Consider the following 20,409-nt stretch of genomic DNA (forward strand, 5'->3'; position numbering starts at 1 on the left):
TTTGTTGTATCTAGGTGATTATTGTAAAGCCTCTGTAGCTTCTTGCTCTTCTGTAATATCATCTTCAGCTTCTGTCATAAAAGGAAGATTGTCTAGCTGTAATTGTAATGGCCTCTTTATACTGTCAAAAACTGGTAGCAGCTCCTCTGCCATAGGTTCTGAGGCTGGGAGGTCTTCTGCAAAAGGATCTACTTGTTTACCGTTTTTCCAGAATCTATAACATACGTGAGGTCCTCCTGAGTTACCAGTCATCCCTATAGTACCTATTACATCGCCCTGTCTTACACTCTGGCCTACTTTTGCTAGGCGTTTTTTCATATGCAAGTACTGCGTGTCATACGTACCATTGTGACGTATTTTTACATAGTTACCATTACCGCCACGTCTTTCTGACTTGGTCACCACACCATCTGCCGTAGCTAGAATAGGGGTACCTATGGGAGCGGCAAAGTCTGTTCCTTTGTGAGGTCTTACTCTGTAACCGTAATATTTTATCCTTCTCTTTAAGTTATATCTAGATGACAATCTCCCATACTTGAGCGGACTTTTAAGAAAGGCTCTTCTTAAATTTTCGGCATTTTGATCAAAATAGTCATAACCTCCAGGCAGTGAGTCGTTTTCAAATCTATAGGCATAAATCTCTCTTCCTCTATGTTCAAACACGCAAGCCTTTATATTTCCGACTCCTGCAGGTACAGTGTCATTTACATATCGCTCATCATAAATCACTTTAAAACGGTCACCTACATCTAGTTTATTAAAGTCTATAGTCCAGGCATAAATATCTGCCATTTTAATACTTACTAAAACACTAGCTCCTAGATCGTCAAAAGTAGATGAGAGGTTGCTACTTATTACTCCAGAAACTTCGCGCTCTACGATAGTAACCGGGTGCTTTTTTGCAGCAGCAGTAACATCATCTTCAAAATCTACAACCACATAATCCTCTTTATTTTGCTCATAAATAAAGACCTGAGCTGCCTCTAGAGTGTCTTTAGATTTAAGCAACATATACGGCTTGCCTACACGTATACGACGTGTGTCAAACACATTTTTTACACTATCAGATATTTCTTGAATCGTGGCATAATCTACATTTGAGTCGAAGAGTATTTTACCAAAACTGTCTCCAGACTGCACAGTATCCCTCTCTACCACATAATCATCAAGTACGTAACCGTACTCTTTGATCACTTCTGGTTCGGTTTCTAGAGTTTGATCTATAGGTGTTGAAGTAGCATCTTGCTTCTCTCCACAAGAGAATAGGGCAAGGCTTAAAAATAGTGTAATGTAGAGGCGATAATAATTCACTAAAAGTATGTTGTTTTAAACGTCCTTTCCCCAGTTTGCAAGCTCTTCTTCACTCCAGACATCTGGAAAGAAAATGCGACGCTGGTACTTAGGGTGCATATATTTGGTCCATTCACTGCCGCCTGTTGCTTCTACAACTTTTTTACCATTATTGAGGTAATGATTTGCTGCGTGATAGTGTGACATCACCCAGGTTACATTTACTGTATAATCATAATGGCGCATTGCATCCAGCAGCTTCTTATCTTCACGAGCTTCCTTAGGCAAGCTTTTAAAGCGAGCGTACAAATTTATGGTATTATATTCTTTTGTAAAGGCGACAAAGTCGTTTTTATATTTTGCTTCAAAGGCAGAGAGTAAATATGACTTTTTACCCGTGTTGTAATCTTTTCCGGCTGCTTGCCAGTACAAATGTTCTAACGCGTGCTCGTAAGGAGTATTGCGATCTATGCTTTCGCGAAAGCGGACATCTATAAGGTTTATTAAATCTGTACTTGCAAACTCGATCTTTCTGTACTGCGCGCTTTGAAAACCACTTGCTGGTGTAAGTGTTTTTCTAAACTTCATATACTGCTCTATTTCCATTCCTTCTTGCATTATACTAAAAGAACTGGTGAGCATATCAAAATAACGACTTATACGATCCAAACGAGAGCTAAAAAAATCTACCGTAAGATCTGGGTGATGAGCAACCTGCTCTATCTCCCATAGTATCATTTTAAACAAAAGCTCGTTAACCTGATGGTACATCACAAATACATTCTCATCTGGAAAGTTTGTGCGCGGTATCTGTAAACTTAAGAGTGCATCTGTATGGATATAATCCCAGTAAGTAATGGGTTTACTTTGTAACAAGCCCTCAAGGTGATCGTCTAGATCTTGATCTATTTTTTCATACTTATCATCAAGCTGATTGATGATTTTTTCGATATCTGGCTGTATGGTTTTCTTCATTTACAATTGCGACTATAGAAGCTTAAGTTCTAACTCAAAAAATGATTAAAAAGTGTGTAGCTATAGTCTCTATCTTATTAAATGGCAATTTACAAAAATCCCTAGTCAAAGACTATCTCAAAAGGATACTTAAGGCCTTTATAAGCGTCTAGATCTGCCTTGAGTGACCCTACAGATAAGCTTGCCTTAATGCGCAAGGGTATTTTATTATCATCATCACTTACCCATATGGTAAGACTTTCTTGCTCTTTAAAAACTCTACCAGACTGCACTAGTGGTCTAAACACGAGTGTTTTTACTTTTCCGAATTTTGTTCTAATGGTCTCACGCTCTAAAAAACGCATCTTAAAAGGATAATTCTCTCCATCAAAAAACATTGTAAGGTTAATCTCATCACCAGCTTTTAACCCTTCTGTTTCTAGATTATTGCGCAGGTAATACATTGCAGAGACCATATCTTGTATACCTGGCTCTGTATCTATAGTTGTCTTTTTGTTATGCTTTAAGTCGTTTATGTGTGCTTTATTTGCTTGCTGATCAAACTCAATCACCTTATTTTTAGTATGGCCACCCTCATCTATTTTGCGCAAGAATTTATAAGGTAAATCTGTCTTTTTATCTACCCAGCTCTCATAATAATCTTCAACCCCAAAAGCAAGACCTACAATACCCGTAGTCTCTCCATAACCTTTAATATGATGCACAGGCTTGCCATTAAACATCTCATCCTTGATGTCTATAGTTGCATACCCACCCGTGAGCAATCCATAATGCACTCTAAATTTGAGCCACTCACCAGCTTGATACGAGTCATTGTGCGCTTTAGTTACAGGAGGATCTGGCATTTGCACAAAAGCTGTAGTTAAAGCAAAGACTGCCAGCAGGGTACCTATTATTATATGTTTATTTTTTGATTTCATTTTCTGGGGTTATTTGGTGGTTATACCCTAAGAATACAATTGTTATTCCAAAAATAGGATAACAAAAAAACTTCGCCTTATTTCTAAGACGAAGTTTTCGTTAAAATATTGTGATTCTGAGTAATAAAAGAAATTACGCTTTCGCGAAAGCGCATTTATCAATAAATAGATATCATTATGCAATATAGAAAGTAAAACCTATATTTCAGAAATAAAATAAGATACGACAGGGTAAAAAACTCATCTTTGAATTTTCACTAGTCACAACAAAGATTACAGCAAACACAACTTTAAAATGACCACAGGAAGTAATCAAATTTTATCAAAGAAAATTTTAAAAGTAAAATATACTTTTGTTTTGTTATTTATTGTCGTGACAGCACTCACAAAAAAAACTGCCTATAGCCAATCTGTAAACATCGATAGCATTACTGTACATCTTGATACTATATATCAAAGAGAAATACGCTTAAAAGAATTATTGAGTAAGGCGACATCTTATCGTGATAACCATCCAAAACTAAGTAAAGCACTATCTCTATATGGAGTAAACCAGAGCAAGCATTTTAATTTACAAAAGGAAGAGGTTTTGTTTACTAAAGAATTAGGCATATATCATAGACGTAAAAATCAATTAGATTCTGCATTAATCTATTACAATAAGGCCATTAAAATAACAGTGGACACAAGCGATTCATTAAATTACTACAGACTCAAAGGATCTATTGGTAATGTTCTAAAAGCGCAAGGCAATTATAAAGAAGCAATTAAAAATTTTATGACTGTAATCGCAAATGCAGAAAAAAATAATAACCCTGAAGATATAGTAGTTTCTAGTGTTAATATAGCAGCGGTATATCTCGCAATGCAAAATCCAGAAAAGGCAAAAGATTTTTATCTTAAAGCTCTTCGCACTAAGAGCAAGGTTTCAAAACAAGCAGCTCCAAAAATACTAAGCAATCTTGTAGTGGTATATCTTAATCTAAAAAAAATAGACTCGGCACTTTACTATTCTGAAAAAGCAAAAAAAATTATCACATCTAAGCGAAGCCTTGCAAATCTTAATAATAATAGAGGAATCATATTTAAAGATTTGAAAAAGTACAATCAAGCAGCCGAAGCTTATAAAAAGGCCTTATCTTATTATGAATTACTTAAAAGTACCTCAGGAATTACCAAAAGCTATAATAATCTTGCTCAAATAGCAATTTTACAAAAGGATTTACCAAAAGCAGAAAACTACCTCAAAAAAGGAGAAAAATTAATCCAAACATCTAAAGATCTCTCAACAAGAAATTATTTTTATGAGACACAAATAGATTATTACAATGCTAATAAAGATTACAAAAATGTCTTGCTTGCAACAAAAAAACTAAACGCGATAAAGGATAGTATACTGGGCATTGATAAGCAAAAGGCAATAAAAGATATTGAAATAAAGTACGAGACTGCAAAAATAAAGCAAGAGAAAAAAACTGCAGAACAAAGTGCAACACTTGCTAGATTAGAAAGCACAAAGAACAAAAATCTATTTATTGGTTCGCTCATTATAGTAGGTCTAGTATTACTGGCCGCGCTCCTATCGTACAGTCGCATAAAAACCCAGAAAAAAGCTGAGCTCATTACACTAGAACTTCGCGAAACTCAAAAACGCCTCGCTTTAGAAAAACAATACCGCGATAGCGAGCTGAAGGCGCTCAAAGCGCAAATGAATCCCCATTTTATCTTTAATGCTCTTAACTCCATACAAGAATATATCATTCTTAATGAAAAAAATCTTGCAGGAGATTACCTAGGAAAATTTGCAGATTTAATGCGGAGATATTTACAGTATAGCGATGCTGGACACATTAATCTACAACAGGAGATAGAAAGTCTTAAAATGTATTTAGATCTTGAAGCCCTTCGTTTTGGTGAAGATTTTAAGTATCAAGTTCAACTCGATGAAACCCTAAATCCAGAGTTAATAAAAATACCTACTATGCTCATACAGCCCTATGTAGAAAATGCTATAAAACACGGCCTACTGCATAAAGAGATAAATAAAAAATTACACATTTCATTTACTCAAAATACTAACAAAACCATAAGTTGTACCATTACAGACAACGGTATAGGTCGTGAGGCAAGTTCAAAAATCAAATCAAAAGTAAAAAATCTACAACCCTCCTTCTCATCTCAGGCTAATGCAAATCGCCTCAACCTTCTTAATGAAAGAGAAGACGTTCAAGTAGGTGTGCAAATTAGAGACCTTAAAGACACCCAGGGAATATCTACTGGCACACAAGTAGTCATAGTCATTCCCATCTTAAAAAATTAAGCCTATGAAAGCCATTATTATAGACGACGAAAAACGTGCCCGCAACCTTTTACACATTTTAATAGAAGAAAACTGTCCTAAAATTACACAAATATTTGAAGCAGGAAATCTTCTTGATGGTCTTGCTATCATAAAAGAAGAAGAACCTAATATTGTATTTCTTGATATTGAGATGCCGCAACATTCAGGATTAGAAATTCTCAATTTTATAGACAAGGATGTTACTGGCTTTGAGATTATTTTTACCACTGCTTATAGCGATTATGCTATACAGGCATTTCAGCTAAGTGCTATAGACTACTTATTAAAACCGGTGCGCCCCAATCAAGTAAAAAAAGCCGTAGACAAAGCTGTAAGTATTATGGGACGCTCTCAGATTAGTATTAAACTAGAGGCATTAAAGGATAGTTTTAATAAAAAGTCTTTTCAAAAAATTGCACTCCCTGTTTCTAACAGCATCAAATTTATGCCCTTTGAACAAATCATATTATTTGAGGCAGATGGAATGTATACTAAGGTGTACACCACAGACGGTAAAGAGCTCCTTATAGTAAAGCCATTAAAACATTTTGTAACCCTTCTGGAGAAACAACACATTTTCTATAGACCTCACCGCTCCTATTTTATAAATCTTAATGCGATTAAAGAATATATAAAAAGTGACGGTGGTTATGTTGTAATGGATAATGGCAAGACTGTCTCTATTTCTCGTGAGAAAAAAGAGGAGTTTATAGCATTGGTTACTAATTTATAAAGACATCTTATAAGATTATAAGTACGCTTTCGCGAAAGCGTAAAAAACCCCATAACTATATAGCCTGTGTCAAGATTTATATGCACGGCATCATTTTCTTTAAAAAATCAACCTATATCCTATAAGCATACCTCCCCTTTATGTAATCCATAATACATTTCAGAAAAGAATAGTGTTCCTTAGAAAATTTTAAGACCATAACTATTCATTTAGTTTCATTTTTGACCCAACAATAACCACTAAAATGTTAATAATGAAAACAATGAAATTCCTTATTATGCTAATCTTTAGCAGTCTTTTTATAGTAAGTTGTGCTCCAGAAGACCTCATTGAGCAAGAAGAAAATATGATCACAGCAAATAGTACGGCAGCCTTACAAACTGTAATTATTGGTAATAGAAACAGGCTTAAACAAAAACCTAGGCGCAATTACAAAAGCACTATTGTAGTAGATGACCCTACAAACTCTGTAATTACTGCTTTAGTTCAGTATACTTCATTAGAAGGAGAAAACCCTTTCCCAGAACCTTTTGAAATGGAGGTGTCTACTATCAGGAAAAGCATACGAAAAATGCAAAAAATACAATCAATGATTAGTGATACTGGTTTATTTCCTGCTGGGAGACCTTTTGAACAAACAGTTACTCTTTACAATGAACTGGGAGAACCAGTAGGCGATACCAGTAAGACTTGGGTGACAGCACAAGATAATGATGGCACTACTATAACCCGTATAGAAAGTAAGTACCTTACCCCTACAAGTATCGCCATCCCTGTGCGCCTTCGTACAGATCAACCAGAGGGCGTCACTGTTACTGCCCAAGTTGAATTATATGGTCGCATCCTTATAAAAGGACAGCCTCTAGAGATGGAAATGACCGTATATGATGAAACAGAAGGCAATATAGGCCTTACGGGAACTGCCGTTGCACAATTAGAGGCTCTAACTGAAGGTAGTAATATCTTACCTGATGATGAGGTAAAAATTTCCATAACTACAACAAATGCAAACGGAGAGATTATAGACGAAGATATTTTTATAACTCCGGTAGAACTCACTAGCTCTCACAATGCTGTAAAAAGCTCTAAGACCTTTGTTTTTGGCCAGACCGCATACTTAGAAACTAGAGTATCTACAGAGGCTGGTGAAAACATAACACAAATAACTGCTACAGTATCGCAACAAGGAGAGCAAAATTTTGAACCTTTCACTGTAGAACTATTTCCTGTTTCTTCTAATGAGAATACTATAAAATTTAGATCTGTAGCCCAAGTAAACCCTGTTTTTACAGCACAGCCAGACGCTATGAACAATATCTTACACCAATTAGTTCCTACAGATACTGAAGGAAATACGCTAGAAGAAGTAACCCTACTCGCCCCTACTACGGTTCTTGAAGGCATTACCCGCAACCCTAAACATATAATTAGACCTAATGGCATTACTCATATACGTATGGGATTAAAAAAACCTATCGCTCAAGAAGTGGGCTATGCGACAATGCAAATCCCATCTAACGTTGGTATTGGAAGTGAAGATGTTGTCACGCTAGAAGCTTCTGCCACATCAGAAAATGATCCCATTTTTAGAATAGATGGTGATTTTGTTTATACTTATGTTACAGAAATTCCTAATGGTGCAAATTACACAACACAAGTAACAACCTACAATACAGCAAATGAAATTATAGGAGTAGAAGAAGTCACTTTTACAATAAATGATAAACAAACTCCTGCTATTGAGTCTGAAAATGCAGTTATATTTAAAACCACTCCTGCAAATCGTATCAGAATAAAAGGAACTATTCAAGTAAAACCCACAGCTGGCGCTCCTGTTAATACCTCTGGACCTATGACCAGTCGTATTATTGTGCCTGGTGGTACTATAAATGGTACAGATTTAATTATGGATTTTGCACTTATTCCAGTGGGAGATGACTCAGAAATCTACAGTTATGAAGGGGTATACAATGATGTAAATACTACTATATTTAAAAATTACTTTGAAACAGAGGTTATCATTCTGGATGAAGTAAATGATACTATAGGCACTGGCAACATACCCTTTGAAGTTCTTGAGGTAGCTGAGATTACATTGACTCAAAATGAAGATGGTGAGACATTCACCCTATCGATTTACGTTTCTGGACCACAATCTGAAATTATAGAACGTATCGCCACATTCTTAACCCCACAAGATGGCGGCAGCGATGCAGATCCAGAAGATTTTACACTCAACCTTGTGGAGAATAACACCTTTGACGGAATGACTTTTAGAAACACAAATGTCACTTTTACAAATCCAGATAGTGTGATCGATATGCAATACTTAGCAGAAATTACATTTTTAAATTCACAGGGCACTGATTTAGATTACTTAGAATTTGACATAGTAGGAGAAGAATAAGAAAATTGCAAGTAACAAAACTATTAAGGCCTTAGTTCTATTTTAAGATTTTATATATGCGCTTTCGCGAAAGCGAAAACCAATAAATTAACAGCTTGAACCAGAACCGGAATACTTTATAATTTACCATCCGGAAAACAATACGGTTATCCAGCAAAGAGTAGGATTAAAAACACAAAGCTGAAACTACTTTTACTCCATTATAAAGCAATAAAACATTTACAATGAAAACTATTAAAACCATCTTTATTCTATTACTTGTTGTCATCACAACAAAAACATTTGCACAACAATCCTTTTTTGAAACCCTAGATGCACACGGTCCAGGTGCCAAATATCAAATATATGGAGACCTCTATAAAAATGATAAAGGAGAACCCGCAGCTCAGGAAAATACAAGTTATACGGGTCAGGTTGAAATAAACACCTTCCAAGGCTTACCCTCTGGTGTTTCGGTTCAATCTGTTAATAAAGAAGGAAAAGTAGGAGTTGCTACCAATTATAATGCAATACAAATAAGTGCCATTAAATATGTAGGATTTCCTAATACCTCTATCCTTCATCATACAGGTTATAATAGAGGATATGTTGCCTTTGATAATTATGTGTTTTTCCTTCACGGTATTTCTGATGATAAAACAGACTTTAGAGAAATACGGTCTTTTATGATCTTAGACGGAACTGCCTCTGCCGCAGAGACGAAAAAGAAGAAAAAAGGGAAATTCTGGAAACAACTTAAAGAAGCAGCGATAAATAAGCGCCCTTCTGGAGAAGGTAGCAGTGCAGAGTATGCAACCCTTATGGCTAAAGACCCAGAAAAATTAGTGCGCGACTACCTTAAAAAGATGAAAGTAAAACAAGATGCTTATACAATGACGCCTCAAGACCGTAAAAATCTTGATATCCTATACAATGGGGCAAAAGCAGATGATGATAGAGTAAAAAATTATAACGAAGCCTTTAAAAGAAAACCAGAGTATCACAGAGTGCTTCAAAATAATCTAAATGCACAAGTGGGTAAGGATCGTAAAAATTTTATCAGAGTAGAAGGTACAGATGCAAAGGTTGATAATTGCAAATACTACATTAAAAATACCGGCACTGCAACTTTTAAATATGTAAATGCATCACAAAAAATGGGAACCATTTCTCCAGGAAAAACGCAAGAGTTTAGTTGTTATTACCTCGCATTTTATGCCGAAGGTGAAAACAAAGGAAAACTAATTTCTAATGGTGGACAAAGCTCTAGAGGCAATACCATAAGTGTAAAATAATATAAAATACTTTGGGGGAAGTATTTTATCAAAAAAGGCTACTCTTTTGTTAAGAAGTAGCCTTTTTATTTTTTTAATTACGCTTTCGCGAAAGCGCACTCAACACTACAACGTACCACGCTGTGCTTGCTCCCTCTCTATAGACTCAAAAAGCGCTTTAAAATTGCCTGCCCCAAAGCCTTTTGCTCCCATACGCTGTATGATTTCAAAGAAAAGGGTAGGTCTATCTTGTAGTGGTTTTGTAAATATTTGTAATAAATACCCATCCTCATCTGCATCTACAAGAATTGATAATTCTTGTAAACGCTCGATATCTTCTTTCATCACCTTCATATGCTCACCCAGGCGCTGTGGGATGTCATCATAATAAGTTTGTGGTGGTGGTGGCAAGAACTCAATACCGCGAGCCTTAAGCTGTGCAACCGTTTTTATAATATCATCTGTTGCTAGTGCGAGGTGTTGTACCCCAGCACCTTCATAAAAATCTAGATATTCTTCTATCTGTGATTTTTTGGCAGCCTCTGCAGGTTCATTTATTGGGAACTTAATGCGACCATTACCGTTACTCATTACCTTACTCATTAAGGCAGAGTACTCGGTGTGGATTTGCTTATCATCAAAAGACAAGAAGTTTACAAAGCCCATTACGTCTTCATAAAATTTTACCCATTTATTCATCTGGTTCCACCCTACGTTACCTACCATATGGTCTACATATTTAAGACCTGTAGGTGTCGGGTTGTAATCTGACTCCCACACGCGGTAGCCTGGTAAAAAGGCACCCTCGTAATTTTTGCGCTCTACAAACATATGAACGGTCTCCCCATAGGTATAAATACCTGCTCTTACCGTTTCTCCTTGATCATCCTTTTCTACAAAAGGTTCACAATATGACTTTGCGCCACGCTTTGTTGTTTCTTCATAAGCGCTTCTAGCATCGTCTACCCATAAGGCAACCACTTTTACACCATCTCCGTGTTTTACTATGTGGTCATTTATAGGTGACTTACTGTTAAGTGGCGATGTAAATACGAGACGTATTTTATCTTGCTTTACTACATAGCTCACCTCATCTCTAGAGCCCGTCTCTAGGCCTTTATAAGCATATGATTGAAAACCAAAAGCGGTTTTATAAAAGTGAGCCGCTTGCTTTGCATTGCCCACATAAAACTCTACATAATCTGTACCCAGTAGCGGAAGAAAATCTTGCGCTCCTTCAAAAATTTTCTCAAGTCCGTAGTCTACGGATTTTAAGTCTTTTGCCATATTATATATTTATTTACAAGTCTGTAGCACTAGCTCTTAACTTGTTTATGTATTATTAATTTGTTGTTTTTTAATTTTTCGCGAAAGCGTACCCATCCTAGTGATCTAGCCACGACTGGTAGTAACTCTCATCTGCAATGCTCATTGCATCTTTACATACTTTAAGAGGCTTAAAAGTATCTACCATAACGGCAAGCTCTTCTGTACCTTCTTTACCTATACTCTTTTCGGCAGTTCCGGGATGTGGACCGTGAGGGATACCAGCTGGATGCAGTGAGATGTGACCTGCCTCTACATCTGCCCTACTCATAAAATCACCATCTACATAATACAACACCTCATCACTATCTATATTACTATGATTATATGGTGCTGGGATACTTAATGGATGGTAGTCATACTTTCTAGGTACAAAACTGCACACTACAAAGGCATCTGTCTCAAAGGTTTGATGTACTGGTGGTGGCTGGTGTATGCGCCCCGTTATGGGCTCAAAATCGTGTATAGAAAATGCATATGGATAATTGTAACCGTCATAACCCACCACGTCAAAAGGGTGAGAAGCATATACCATCTCAAAGATGTCATCTTGCTTTTTTACTTTAATTACAAAGTCACCTTTCTCATCATTAGTTTCTAACTCATATGGTTGTCGTAGGTCGCGCTCACAAAAAGGAGAGTGCTCCAGCAGCTGGCCAAACCAGTTGCGATAACGCTTAGGCGTGTATATAGGCCTGCGAGATTCTACAATAAAAAGGCGATTATCTTCTGTATCAAAATCTATTTTATAAATAACACCACGTGGTATTAAAAGATAGTCTCCGTATTTAAAATCAAGATTACCCAGGTGAGTTCTGAGTTTACCTGTTCCTTTATGAACAAAGATAAGCTCGTCTGCATCTGTGTTCTTATAGAAGTACTCTTGCGTGCGTTCTTGAGGAGCAGCAAGTATAATGGTACAATCACTGTTAGTCAGAACGGGTTTTCTACTCTCCAGATAATCTTTTTCTGGTTTGATTTGAAACCCCTTAAAGCGGTATGACTGCATATTATTGTCACGAGCAATTTCTGGTTTTACAGAGTATTGCTTGCGTATCTCCTTAACCTGTGTAGGTCTGTGTACGTGATAACTATTTGTACTCATCCCGTCAAAACCTATCGTACCAAAGAGTTGCTCTGAGTATAGGGTACCATCTGGTTTACGAAACTGTGTGTGACGTTTATGTGGGATCTCTCCCAGCTTATGATAAAAAGGCATTTTTATAAAATTTAGATTGTCTTAAAGTTACTTAAAATTCAAGTAAGACATCTATTCAGGGTCCCTCTTTATGAGGAAATTAAGAAGTAGTGGTAAGTATATCCAGCCCTGTGCATTCATATGGTGTAAATATATGGGTTTTTTTACGCTTTCGCGAAAGCGTACTCAAAACTACTACACAAGCGCCTTTAAAACACCTTGAGCAAACTGCCTTGCGCTTGCTGGGTCATTACGTATCCATAATTCTGGCTCTACGATTTCTAGTTCGCCTAAAAGAATGTCTCCATTTTCACCCCAGAGTATATCTGCTCTTCCATATGCTGGCATTGTGTTGCAAGCTTTAAAACAATCTTCGGCAAAGGTGATTTCTTCTTGTGTAGGTGAGTAGGGATGTACCGTACCTCCCCAATCATCTTGCACGCGATAGTCACCTTGTTTAGGTTTTTTAAGAATTGCGTGAGTAAACTTCCCATTAAAAACCATAAGTGAGGCCTCGCCCCGAGAGGAAATGGTGGGTACAAATGGCTGGATGAGCATATCTCGCTCTGCTACTAGGTTTTCAAAAACCTCTTCATAGTCTGCTCGCTCAAACTCTAGTACCTTATGCGTGTGAAAGGCTCCGCCAGCAATAGCAGGTTTTATAACCACATCTTGCCAGTCACGTTCTAAACAAACCTCAGCAATTGATCTGTAAGAGCCTGTATCTACATACTCAGTAGGCACTATAGCGACACCTTTATTTTGTAAATCTTCAAGGTAGTGCTTATCTATATTCCACTGTATGAGGTCATAGGAGTTAACAAGTTGTGTCTTTGCTTTTACAATCTCTATCCAAGCTGAAAACTCGTCGTAGCGCTCAAAATAATCCCAAATGGTTCTAAAAACCACGGCTCTAGTTTGTGACCAGTCAAACTCAGCATCATCCCAAGCGGTACAATGTACCTTTAGACCTAAATCCTCTAGTGCTTGAGTAATAAGCTTTCTTTCGTCAAGAATATTTTGCTCGTATGTGGTTATAACTTTTGGGTTAAGGTATTTCTGGCAAGTAAGGATGGTTACATCTATGGTGTGAGCGCTCATCTTCATCTATTATTAATATATTTTTCTTAAAACTTTCTGTCTGGATGGAGCATATCTAAGGTAACACTAGATGTTTTATTATCTATAATTTCTTGGACTAACTTACCTGTACTAGGTCCTAGTGTCCAACCCATCATAGCGTGACCAGTTGCGATTGTAAGGTTATCACACTTAGCACTTTTACCTATGTACGGCATCCCATCTGCAGATACAGGTCTAAGACCGCACGCAGCGGCTTCCTTTTCTTGCGATGTAATGCGCACCTTTGGGAAGTACTTGTTTACTCCCTGGGCTATTGCCTCTACTCGTGTTTTATTAATAGTGTGATTAATACCAGCAATCTCCATAGTTCCGGCAAATCTAGTAAAACCATTCATAGGTGTGATGGCTACTTTTGCTTCGGCAAGTATGGCTGGATAGGTAATTCCGGTGGGAGTTTTAGTCTGTATGCGATACCCTTTTCCGGCTTGTAGCAGGAGGTTAATATTAAGCTTTCGCGAAAGCGTACTCGTCCAGCTACCAGCAGCTAGCACAAACTCATCTGCAGTGAGTACTTCTTTATCTGTATGCAAGCTGATTACCTTACTGCCAGCAGTTGTTATATCAAGCACTTTTTCTTTTTGCCTAATAACGACTCCCTCGCGTAACAAATATGATTTTATCTCCTCCATAAACTCACCGGGTGTACTATGATGGTCACACTCAAAGTAGGAAGCTCCTACTACATCTAGCGCAGTTTCTGGCATCATTTTCTGTACCTCTTGAGCTGTTATTGTTTTTGCTTGAAGGCCTTCTTTACTTGCGATTTGCACTAACTCATCTTCGTGATGAAGGGCTTTTTCTGTCTGGCAGAGCATTAACAATCCTTTTTTCTCAATATGAAATGAGAAGCCCTCTTCTTTTTTTATCTGGTGATAGAGATCTCTGCCCATAACCGCCATATCTCTCATTACCGGTATGGAGCGATGTACGTGATTTTGATTACAAGACCTATTAAAAGCAAGAGACCATTTTAAGAAGTCTGCATTAAGTCGTGGCTTTATATATAGCGGACTCTTTTTATTAAACATCCACTTTACTCCTTGCTTCATAACCCCTGGAGCTGCGAGCGGAATTAAGTGACTGGGCGACATATAACCGGCGTTTACATAACTGGCTCCATCACTCATTTTAGACTGATCTATAATGGTAACCTGATGTCCAGCCTTGTGTAGAAAATAAGCACAGCTCACTCCTACAATGCCTCCTCCTATTATGATAATATGCTTTGCCATAGTCAAGACCTTTTGCGTTTTCTAAATTACCGAAAATCCGAAAGCATACGGATCTTCTTCATCTATTGTGATTGTATTATGACCATAAATGCGTGCCCAGCCTTGTATACTGGGGATGACTGCTTTGTACTCCCCCACCACTGTCTCTTGCTCAACACGACCTATAAAAGTAGAGCCTATAAAACTCTCGTGGGTGTATGCCTGCCCTACCTCTAGCTTTCCTTTTGCATACAGCTGTGCAAGCCTCGCAGAAGTACCAGTACCACACGGACTGCGATCTATAGCTTTATCTCCATAAAAAACAGCATTACGCCCATCTGAAGCGGGGTTAATAGTATCACCCGTCCATAGCATATGAGTAACATCTCTTATGGTTTCATTTTCTGGATGTATAAATGCACTAGGGTATTTCTTATTAATACGCTCTCGCACCACCTGGCTCATCTGGATAATCTGGCTAGCTGTAAAATCTTGTACTCCTGTATAGTTTTTTTGAGGGTCAACAATAGCATAATAATTACCTCCATAGGCTACATCAAAGTGTATTATACCCAGCTCTGGACAATCTATCTCCAGATCTATAGCAGCGAGATATGATGCTACATTAGTAAGACGTACCCAGTCTACTTTATTCTTAGTTTTTTGGTAAGCAATTTCTACTAGGCCTGCAGGGGCTTCCATTTTTACTACACCTTCTTTTTTAGGTATAATGAGCCCTTCTTCTATGGCGATTGTTATTGTGCCTATCGTGCCGTGACCGCACATAGGCAAGCATCCAGATGTCTCAATAAACAAGATAGCAACATCGTTTACAGGGTCGTGAGGAGGGAATAATATACTGCCACTCATCATATCGTGCCCTCTAGGCTCAAACATCAAGCCCTTGCGTATCCAGTCATATTCTTTTAAAAAATGCTGGCGTTTCTCGCTCATCGTTTTACCCGTAAGTTCTGGACCTCCTTGAGCTACCACTCGTACTGGATTACCACACGTATGTGCATCAATACATTTAAAAATATGTTTCATCACTTATGATTCTCATATGTTTTGACTAGTGTGAGGTTAGCTATAAATTAATTAAATTACATAGGGATAAAAGGCATAAATGCTAGCTTAACCCTACACTGTCAATTACTTTTTTGTATCCAATCTTTTACTCTTCGGTCTAAAATAGCCAGAGTTACTGTACCCTGTTCTAAAATAACCTCGTGAAAATCTCTTATATCAAAACGACTGCCCAGCTCTTTTTCTGCAAGCGTTCTTAGTTCTCTTATTTTGAGTTCACCCATTTTATATGCTAATGCTTGTCCTGGCCAGGATATATATCTATCTGTTTCTGTTTGTATCTCGTGTAATGACAATGCTGTATTTTGTGACATAAAGGCTACTACCTCTTCACGAGTCCAAGCTTTTGCGTGTATACCAGTATCTACAACTAACCGGCACGCACGCCACATCTCATAAGTAAGTTGACCAAAGCGCTCATACGGTGTTGTATACATACCCATCTCTGCTGCCAGATACTCACAATATAAGCCCCAGCCCTCGCCATAGGCATTTACATACATATTACGCCTAAACTGAGGAATACTATCACCTAACTCTTGATTAAGTGCTCCCTGTAGGTGATGACCCGGCACAGCCTCGTGCACAGTAAGCGATGGTAATGTGTATAGAGTTCTACTAGGTAAGTCATATGTGTTTACCCAGTAATAACCTGGGCTCGTGCTTCCCTTTGGGCTACCTACATAACGCCCTCCAGTATACTTAGGCGCAATTGCATCTGGTACTGGTGCTACACCATAGGGCTTGCGTGGCAATGTTTTAAAAAATCTAGGCAGTTGCGCATCTGCACGCTTTGCCATATCACGTGCAATCATTAAAAGTTGCTCAGGAGATTTGGCATAAAACTGTTCATCTTCACGCAGGAATTTTAAAAAATCTGCAAAGCTTCCTTTAAAAGCTACTTCTTTTATAATCTTTTCCATCTCGCTTTTTATGCGAGCAACCTCTTCAAGTCCTTTATTATGAACAGCATCTGCCGTGATATCTAATGTAGTATAATAATGTATTCGGTTTTGATAATAGGCGTCTCCATTAGGGGTTTCAGACACTCCTATGGTAGTACGTGTGTTTGGGAAATATTCATTTTCAAAAAAAGCCTTTACACTTTTAAATGCAGGAACTACACTGTTTTCTATAGCTAGCTTTGCTGCAGTTTCTAAAGAATCCTTCTGCTCCTCTGTGATTGATTCTGGAAGATTTAAAAAAGGTGTGTAATAAAAACTGTCTTTATAATCTGCTACAATTTGTGAGTTGTAGGTACTCTCATATCCCTCAAAAATCACTCGCGGCTGCGACACGCCTTTTTTTATTCCTTCTCTTAGTAATGGCACATATTGATTTACCACCTCTGGTAAAGCATTTAACTTGTCAAGATACTTTACAGCTTGCTTGTATGAGGTGATGGGCCGCACCATATAGTTCCAACTGCTATGAAAACCTGAATCAGACAGTAGCGGATTTAAAAAGCGTTCATACTCATAGTAGTCTACGGTTTCTTGCAGCTTAAATTTTAATAGCTCGAGCGATATCCTTTCGGTTTCTGACAAGGTTTTTGGCGAGATGGTGTTAAGTTTTTTGAGTTGCGCTTTCGCGAAAGCGGACTCCTTCTCAAATCGCTCTTTTGAAAACACCCCAAGTGGATGCAATTGCTTGCTACCCTCGTTCCATTTAAAACTTTGTGACGCCTCAATACATTGCTTGAGCTGCTCTGTAGCAGTTTGTGCAATAGTCGTTATAGACATAAAAAAGGCCATCACCCACACTAAATATCTCATATTATTTTAAATAATCTGGCAATAGAGCCGTTGGAAAATCTTGAAAACTAAAAGGCCTCACCCATCTCATAATACTATGGTTACCCACTGCCGTAAACCTACTATCTGTACTTGCGGGATAAGGACCTCCGTGTGTCATCCCATCTACCACAGCAACACCAGTAGGCACACCGTTATATATAATGCGACCCACTTTGCTTTGTAATGCTAGTGTAATGTCCTGTAGGGCTATAGTCTCGCTATCTTCTGCAATTATTGTGGCGGTAAGTTGCCCCTCAAGACTGTTTATTATATTAAGAAGCTCATTTTTATCTTCTGCAAGTACAACCATAGAAAATGGTCCAAATACCTCTTTATGTAGTGTCTTATTTGCGATAAAAGAAGTTCCATCTACTACGGCTAGTGCTGCAGTGGTATGGTTAGGTTTTGATGAAGATCCTACTACTTTAAGAGATACACTCTCTTGTGCTTTTATCTCATTTTTACTTTTCTCATATCCTTCTTGTATGCGAGTATGAAGCATACAGCCACCGGGAGTGGCCTCAAGATGTTTTGCTAGAATTTCTATAAAGTGTGTTGTCTCCTCGCTCTTTACTGTTATAATAAGCCCTGGATTTGTGCAAAACTGTCCTACGCCTTGCGTGATAGAAGCGGTATAGGTCTCGGCTATTTGACCTGCTCTTTTTGAGATTGCCTGTTGTGTTATTACAACTGGATTAATACTTCCCATCTCTGCAAAAACCGGAATAGGAGTCTCTCTAGCTGCAGCAAGATTGTATAATGCTCTCCCTGCGTGGTGACTACCTGTAAAACCTACTGCTGCTATACCCTTATGTTTTACAAGTTGCTCTCCTACCTCTTTACCACTACTATTAAGGTTAGAAAAGACACCTTCTGGCATTGCCGTCTTTTGTGCTGCTTTTGTTATTGCTGTCGCCACCATCTCACCTGTGCCGGCGTGCATAGGGTGCGATTTTACAATTACTGGGCATCCTGCTGCAAGTGCACTTGCCGTATCTCCTCCAGCGGTAGAAAATGCCAGTGGAAAGTTACTAGCACCAAAAACAACTACTGGCCCCAGCGGTATGTATGTCTTTTTTAAATTACCACCTTCATCTTGTAATAACGGTAGCCTCCAAGTGTCATTTTTTACAAGCTCTGCAAACATTCTTAGTTGGCCTAGCATTCTACCCCTTTCGCCTTGAGCGCGCCCTTCTGGGAGACCACTCTCTTGCATATACATAGTTATAAGGTCTGAGCCTAATGCCTCAATCTCATCTGCAATGGCGTTTAAAAAGCTTGCGCGTTTTACACCAGGGAGTTTACTATATGTACTAAAGGCGTGAGCTGCTAGGCTACAAGCCTCATCTATTTCTAACTGGGTGGCTTCATAAAAAACTGTTGGGTTATCGCTATTGGTCACGGGGTTTGCCGTCTTGTACTTTTTTGCCCCCTCTGCAGATTGTTTATACCCTATTTGATTTTTACCTGTAATCATTATGCTTTTATGGTTTTATGGTGCGCTACAATAGCTACTGGTTTATGAACCACGGTTGTAGATGCTGGATATTTTATTAATAACTCTTTAGGCCTAACGGGACGTTTTTCAAATCCTCCACCACAGTTAGGACATACTTCTTTTAATAGCTCTGTGACACAAGTAATACAAAAAGTACACTCAAAGCTACAAATCATTGCCTCACCAGATTCTGGTGACAAGGGCACATTACAATGTTCACAAGAAGATCTTAGCGCAAGCATTAAAGATTTTTATAGTTAGGTAACGTAGGCCTTGTGGCTATTCCTTCTGTTATAATCTTGAGCACGTGCTCTCTTTCTTCTCCAAAAAGCGGTAACCTAGGTGCTCGCACATTTTCTGTACCTATACCTGTATGTACCTCGGCGAGTTTTATGTTTTGTACTAATTTAGGATTTATATCTAACTCTAGTAAGGGCAAAAACCACCTATAGATAGCAAGTGCTTCTTGTATCTTTCCTGCTTTTTGTAACTCGTAAATAGCGACCGTTTCTCCTGGAAAAGCACATACAAGTCCTGCTACCCAACCATCTGCACCCATAAGTAATGACTCTAGAGCAAGTGTATCTACACCTGTCATAATTTTAAGCCTATCGCCAAAGTTAATTTTAATGCGCGTCACGTTTGATATATCTCTTGTACTCTCCTTAACTGCTTGTATGTTATCGTGTTTTAGTAACACCTCAAACATTGCTAAGGAAACCTCAATTTTATAATCTACAGGGTTGTTATAAATCATAATGGGCAGTTTTGTACTACTAGCCACGTCACTAAAGTACTGTATTACCTCTTGATCTCCCGCCTTATATCGCATAGGTGGCAACATCATAAGGCCGCTTGCACCGTCGTCTTCTGCCTTTTGAGCAGCGGCAATAGCGCCCTTTGTAGACTGCTCTGCTATATTTATCATCACAGGCACTTTACCATCTACATAAGCCACGGTCTCTTTTGTAAGTGTGCGCTTCTCGTGATCTTCTAGCGTACTTGCTTCTCCTAGCGTACCTCCTAGTACTATGCCGTGTACTCCAGCATCAAGTTGTACTTTTATGTTTGTTTTAAATGCTGGTATATCCAGCTCATCAGTATCAGTAAACTTGGTTGTAACAGCTGGCATTACACCTTTCCACTCTATCGCCATACTTTAAATTTTTTATCAAAGATAGCCGTACGACAACCTCTAGATTAAATACTGTTTTATCCATTACTGACTGTAT

The 20,409-nt window shown here is 38.2% G+C and carries 16 protein-coding genes; 4 read left to right on the forward strand and 12 right to left on the reverse strand.

The annotated features are described in order from the left end of the window. Positions 1-18: 18 nt before the first annotated feature. From I597_RS01745 to I597_RS01755, 3 genes are all read right to left on the reverse strand, one after another. Positions 19-1,311, reverse strand: coding sequence for a M23 family metallopeptidase (locus tag I597_RS01745; protein ID WP_052111817.1), 1,293 nt, complete (start codon positions 1,309-1,311; stop codon positions 19-21). A 15-nt stretch (positions 1,312-1,326) separates the two neighbouring features. Then, positions 1,327-2,265 (reverse strand): tryptophan 2,3-dioxygenase family protein, encoded by a 939-nt coding sequence (locus tag I597_RS01750; RefSeq protein WP_035325837.1) that lies wholly within the window; start codon positions 2,263-2,265, stop codon positions 1,327-1,329. Between the two features lie 101 nt (positions 2,266-2,366). Continuing rightward, positions 2,367-3,185: a DUF3108 domain-containing protein gene (locus I597_RS01755; protein WP_035325838.1), complete on the reverse strand. Its 819-nt coding sequence runs from the start codon at positions 3,183-3,185 to the stop codon at positions 2,367-2,369. A gap of 295 nt (positions 3,186-3,480) precedes the next feature. Between I597_RS01755 and I597_RS01760 the strand changes: the two genes are divergently transcribed. From I597_RS01760 to I597_RS01775, 4 genes are all read left to right on the forward strand, one after another. After that, positions 3,481-5,505 carry a tetratricopeptide repeat-containing sensor histidine kinase gene (locus I597_RS01760; RefSeq protein ID WP_035325840.1) on the forward strand — a complete coding sequence of 675 codons (2,025 nt, stop codon included), beginning with the start codon at positions 3,481-3,483 and terminating at the stop codon, positions 5,503-5,505. Between the two features lie 4 nt (positions 5,506-5,509). Next, positions 5,510-6,259: a LytR/AlgR family response regulator transcription factor gene (locus I597_RS01765; protein ID WP_035325841.1), complete on the forward strand. Its 750-nt coding sequence runs from the start codon at positions 5,510-5,512 to the stop codon at positions 6,257-6,259. Positions 6,260-6,521: 262 nt separating this feature from the next. After that, positions 6,522-8,666: a hypothetical protein gene (locus tag I597_RS01770; protein ID WP_152594953.1), complete on the forward strand. Its 2,145-nt coding sequence runs from the start codon at positions 6,522-6,524 to the stop codon at positions 8,664-8,666. A 224-nt stretch (positions 8,667-8,890) separates the two neighbouring features. Beyond that, entirely contained in the window at positions 8,891-9,940 is a 1,050-nt protein-coding gene (locus tag I597_RS01775) for a hypothetical protein (protein ID WP_035325844.1), read from the forward strand. Between the two features lie 105 nt (positions 9,941-10,045). On the opposite strand, the gene hppD is transcribed toward I597_RS01775, so the two are convergent. The 9 genes from hppD to I597_RS01820 all read right to left on the reverse strand — a co-directional run bounded on the left by hppD (position 10,046) and on the right by I597_RS01820 (position 20,333). Beyond that, positions 10,046-11,206, reverse strand: coding sequence for a 4-hydroxyphenylpyruvate dioxygenase (hppD, locus tag I597_RS01780; protein ID WP_035325846.1), 1,161 nt, complete (start codon positions 11,204-11,206; stop codon positions 10,046-10,048). A 97-nt stretch (positions 11,207-11,303) separates the two neighbouring features. Next, complete coding sequence (locus I597_RS01785) at positions 11,304-12,464, reverse strand: homogentisate 1,2-dioxygenase (protein WP_035325847.1); 1,161 nt, start codon at positions 12,462-12,464, stop codon at positions 11,304-11,306. 174 nt (positions 12,465-12,638) lie between these two features. After that, a complete protein-coding gene (locus I597_RS01790) occupies positions 12,639-13,544 on the reverse strand; it encodes an ATP-grasp domain-containing protein (protein WP_035328839.1) in 906 nt (301 codons plus the stop codon). A 26-nt stretch (positions 13,545-13,570) separates the two neighbouring features. Continuing rightward, positions 13,571-14,818: an NAD(P)/FAD-dependent oxidoreductase gene (locus tag I597_RS01795; protein ID WP_035325848.1), complete on the reverse strand. Its 1,248-nt coding sequence runs from the start codon at positions 14,816-14,818 to the stop codon at positions 13,571-13,573. Positions 14,819-14,839: 21 nt separating this feature from the next. Beyond that, positions 14,840-15,844 (reverse strand): 4-hydroxyproline epimerase, encoded by a 1,005-nt coding sequence (locus I597_RS01800; protein ID WP_152594954.1) that lies wholly within the window; start codon positions 15,842-15,844, stop codon positions 14,840-14,842. Between the two features lie 101 nt (positions 15,845-15,945). Further along, on the reverse strand, positions 15,946-17,658 hold the full coding sequence (locus I597_RS01805; RefSeq protein ID WP_035325853.1) for a DUF885 domain-containing protein: 1,713 nt from the start codon (positions 17,656-17,658) through the stop codon (positions 15,946-15,948). Between the two features lies 1 nt (position 17,659). Continuing rightward, positions 17,660-19,156: an aldehyde dehydrogenase (NADP(+)) gene (locus tag I597_RS01810; protein ID WP_035325854.1), complete on the reverse strand. Its 1,497-nt coding sequence runs from the start codon at positions 19,154-19,156 to the stop codon at positions 17,660-17,662. Beyond that, complete coding sequence (locus I597_RS01815; protein WP_035325855.1) at positions 19,156-19,419, reverse strand: DUF1272 domain-containing protein; 264 nt, start codon at positions 19,417-19,419, stop codon at positions 19,156-19,158. The genes I597_RS01810 and I597_RS01815 overlap by 1 nt, the downstream gene beginning before the upstream one ends. Further along, complete coding sequence (locus I597_RS01820) at positions 19,419-20,333, reverse strand: dihydrodipicolinate synthase family protein (RefSeq protein WP_035325857.1); 915 nt, start codon at positions 20,331-20,333, stop codon at positions 19,419-19,421. Before I597_RS01820 ends, I597_RS01815 begins: the two co-directional genes overlap by 1 nt. Positions 20,334-20,409: the final 76 nt, after the last annotated feature.

It is taken from the genome of Dokdonia donghaensis DSW-1, from assembly GCF_001653755.1.
GTDB classification, from domain to species: Bacteria; Bacteroidota; Bacteroidia; order Flavobacteriales; family Flavobacteriaceae; genus Dokdonia; species Dokdonia donghaensis.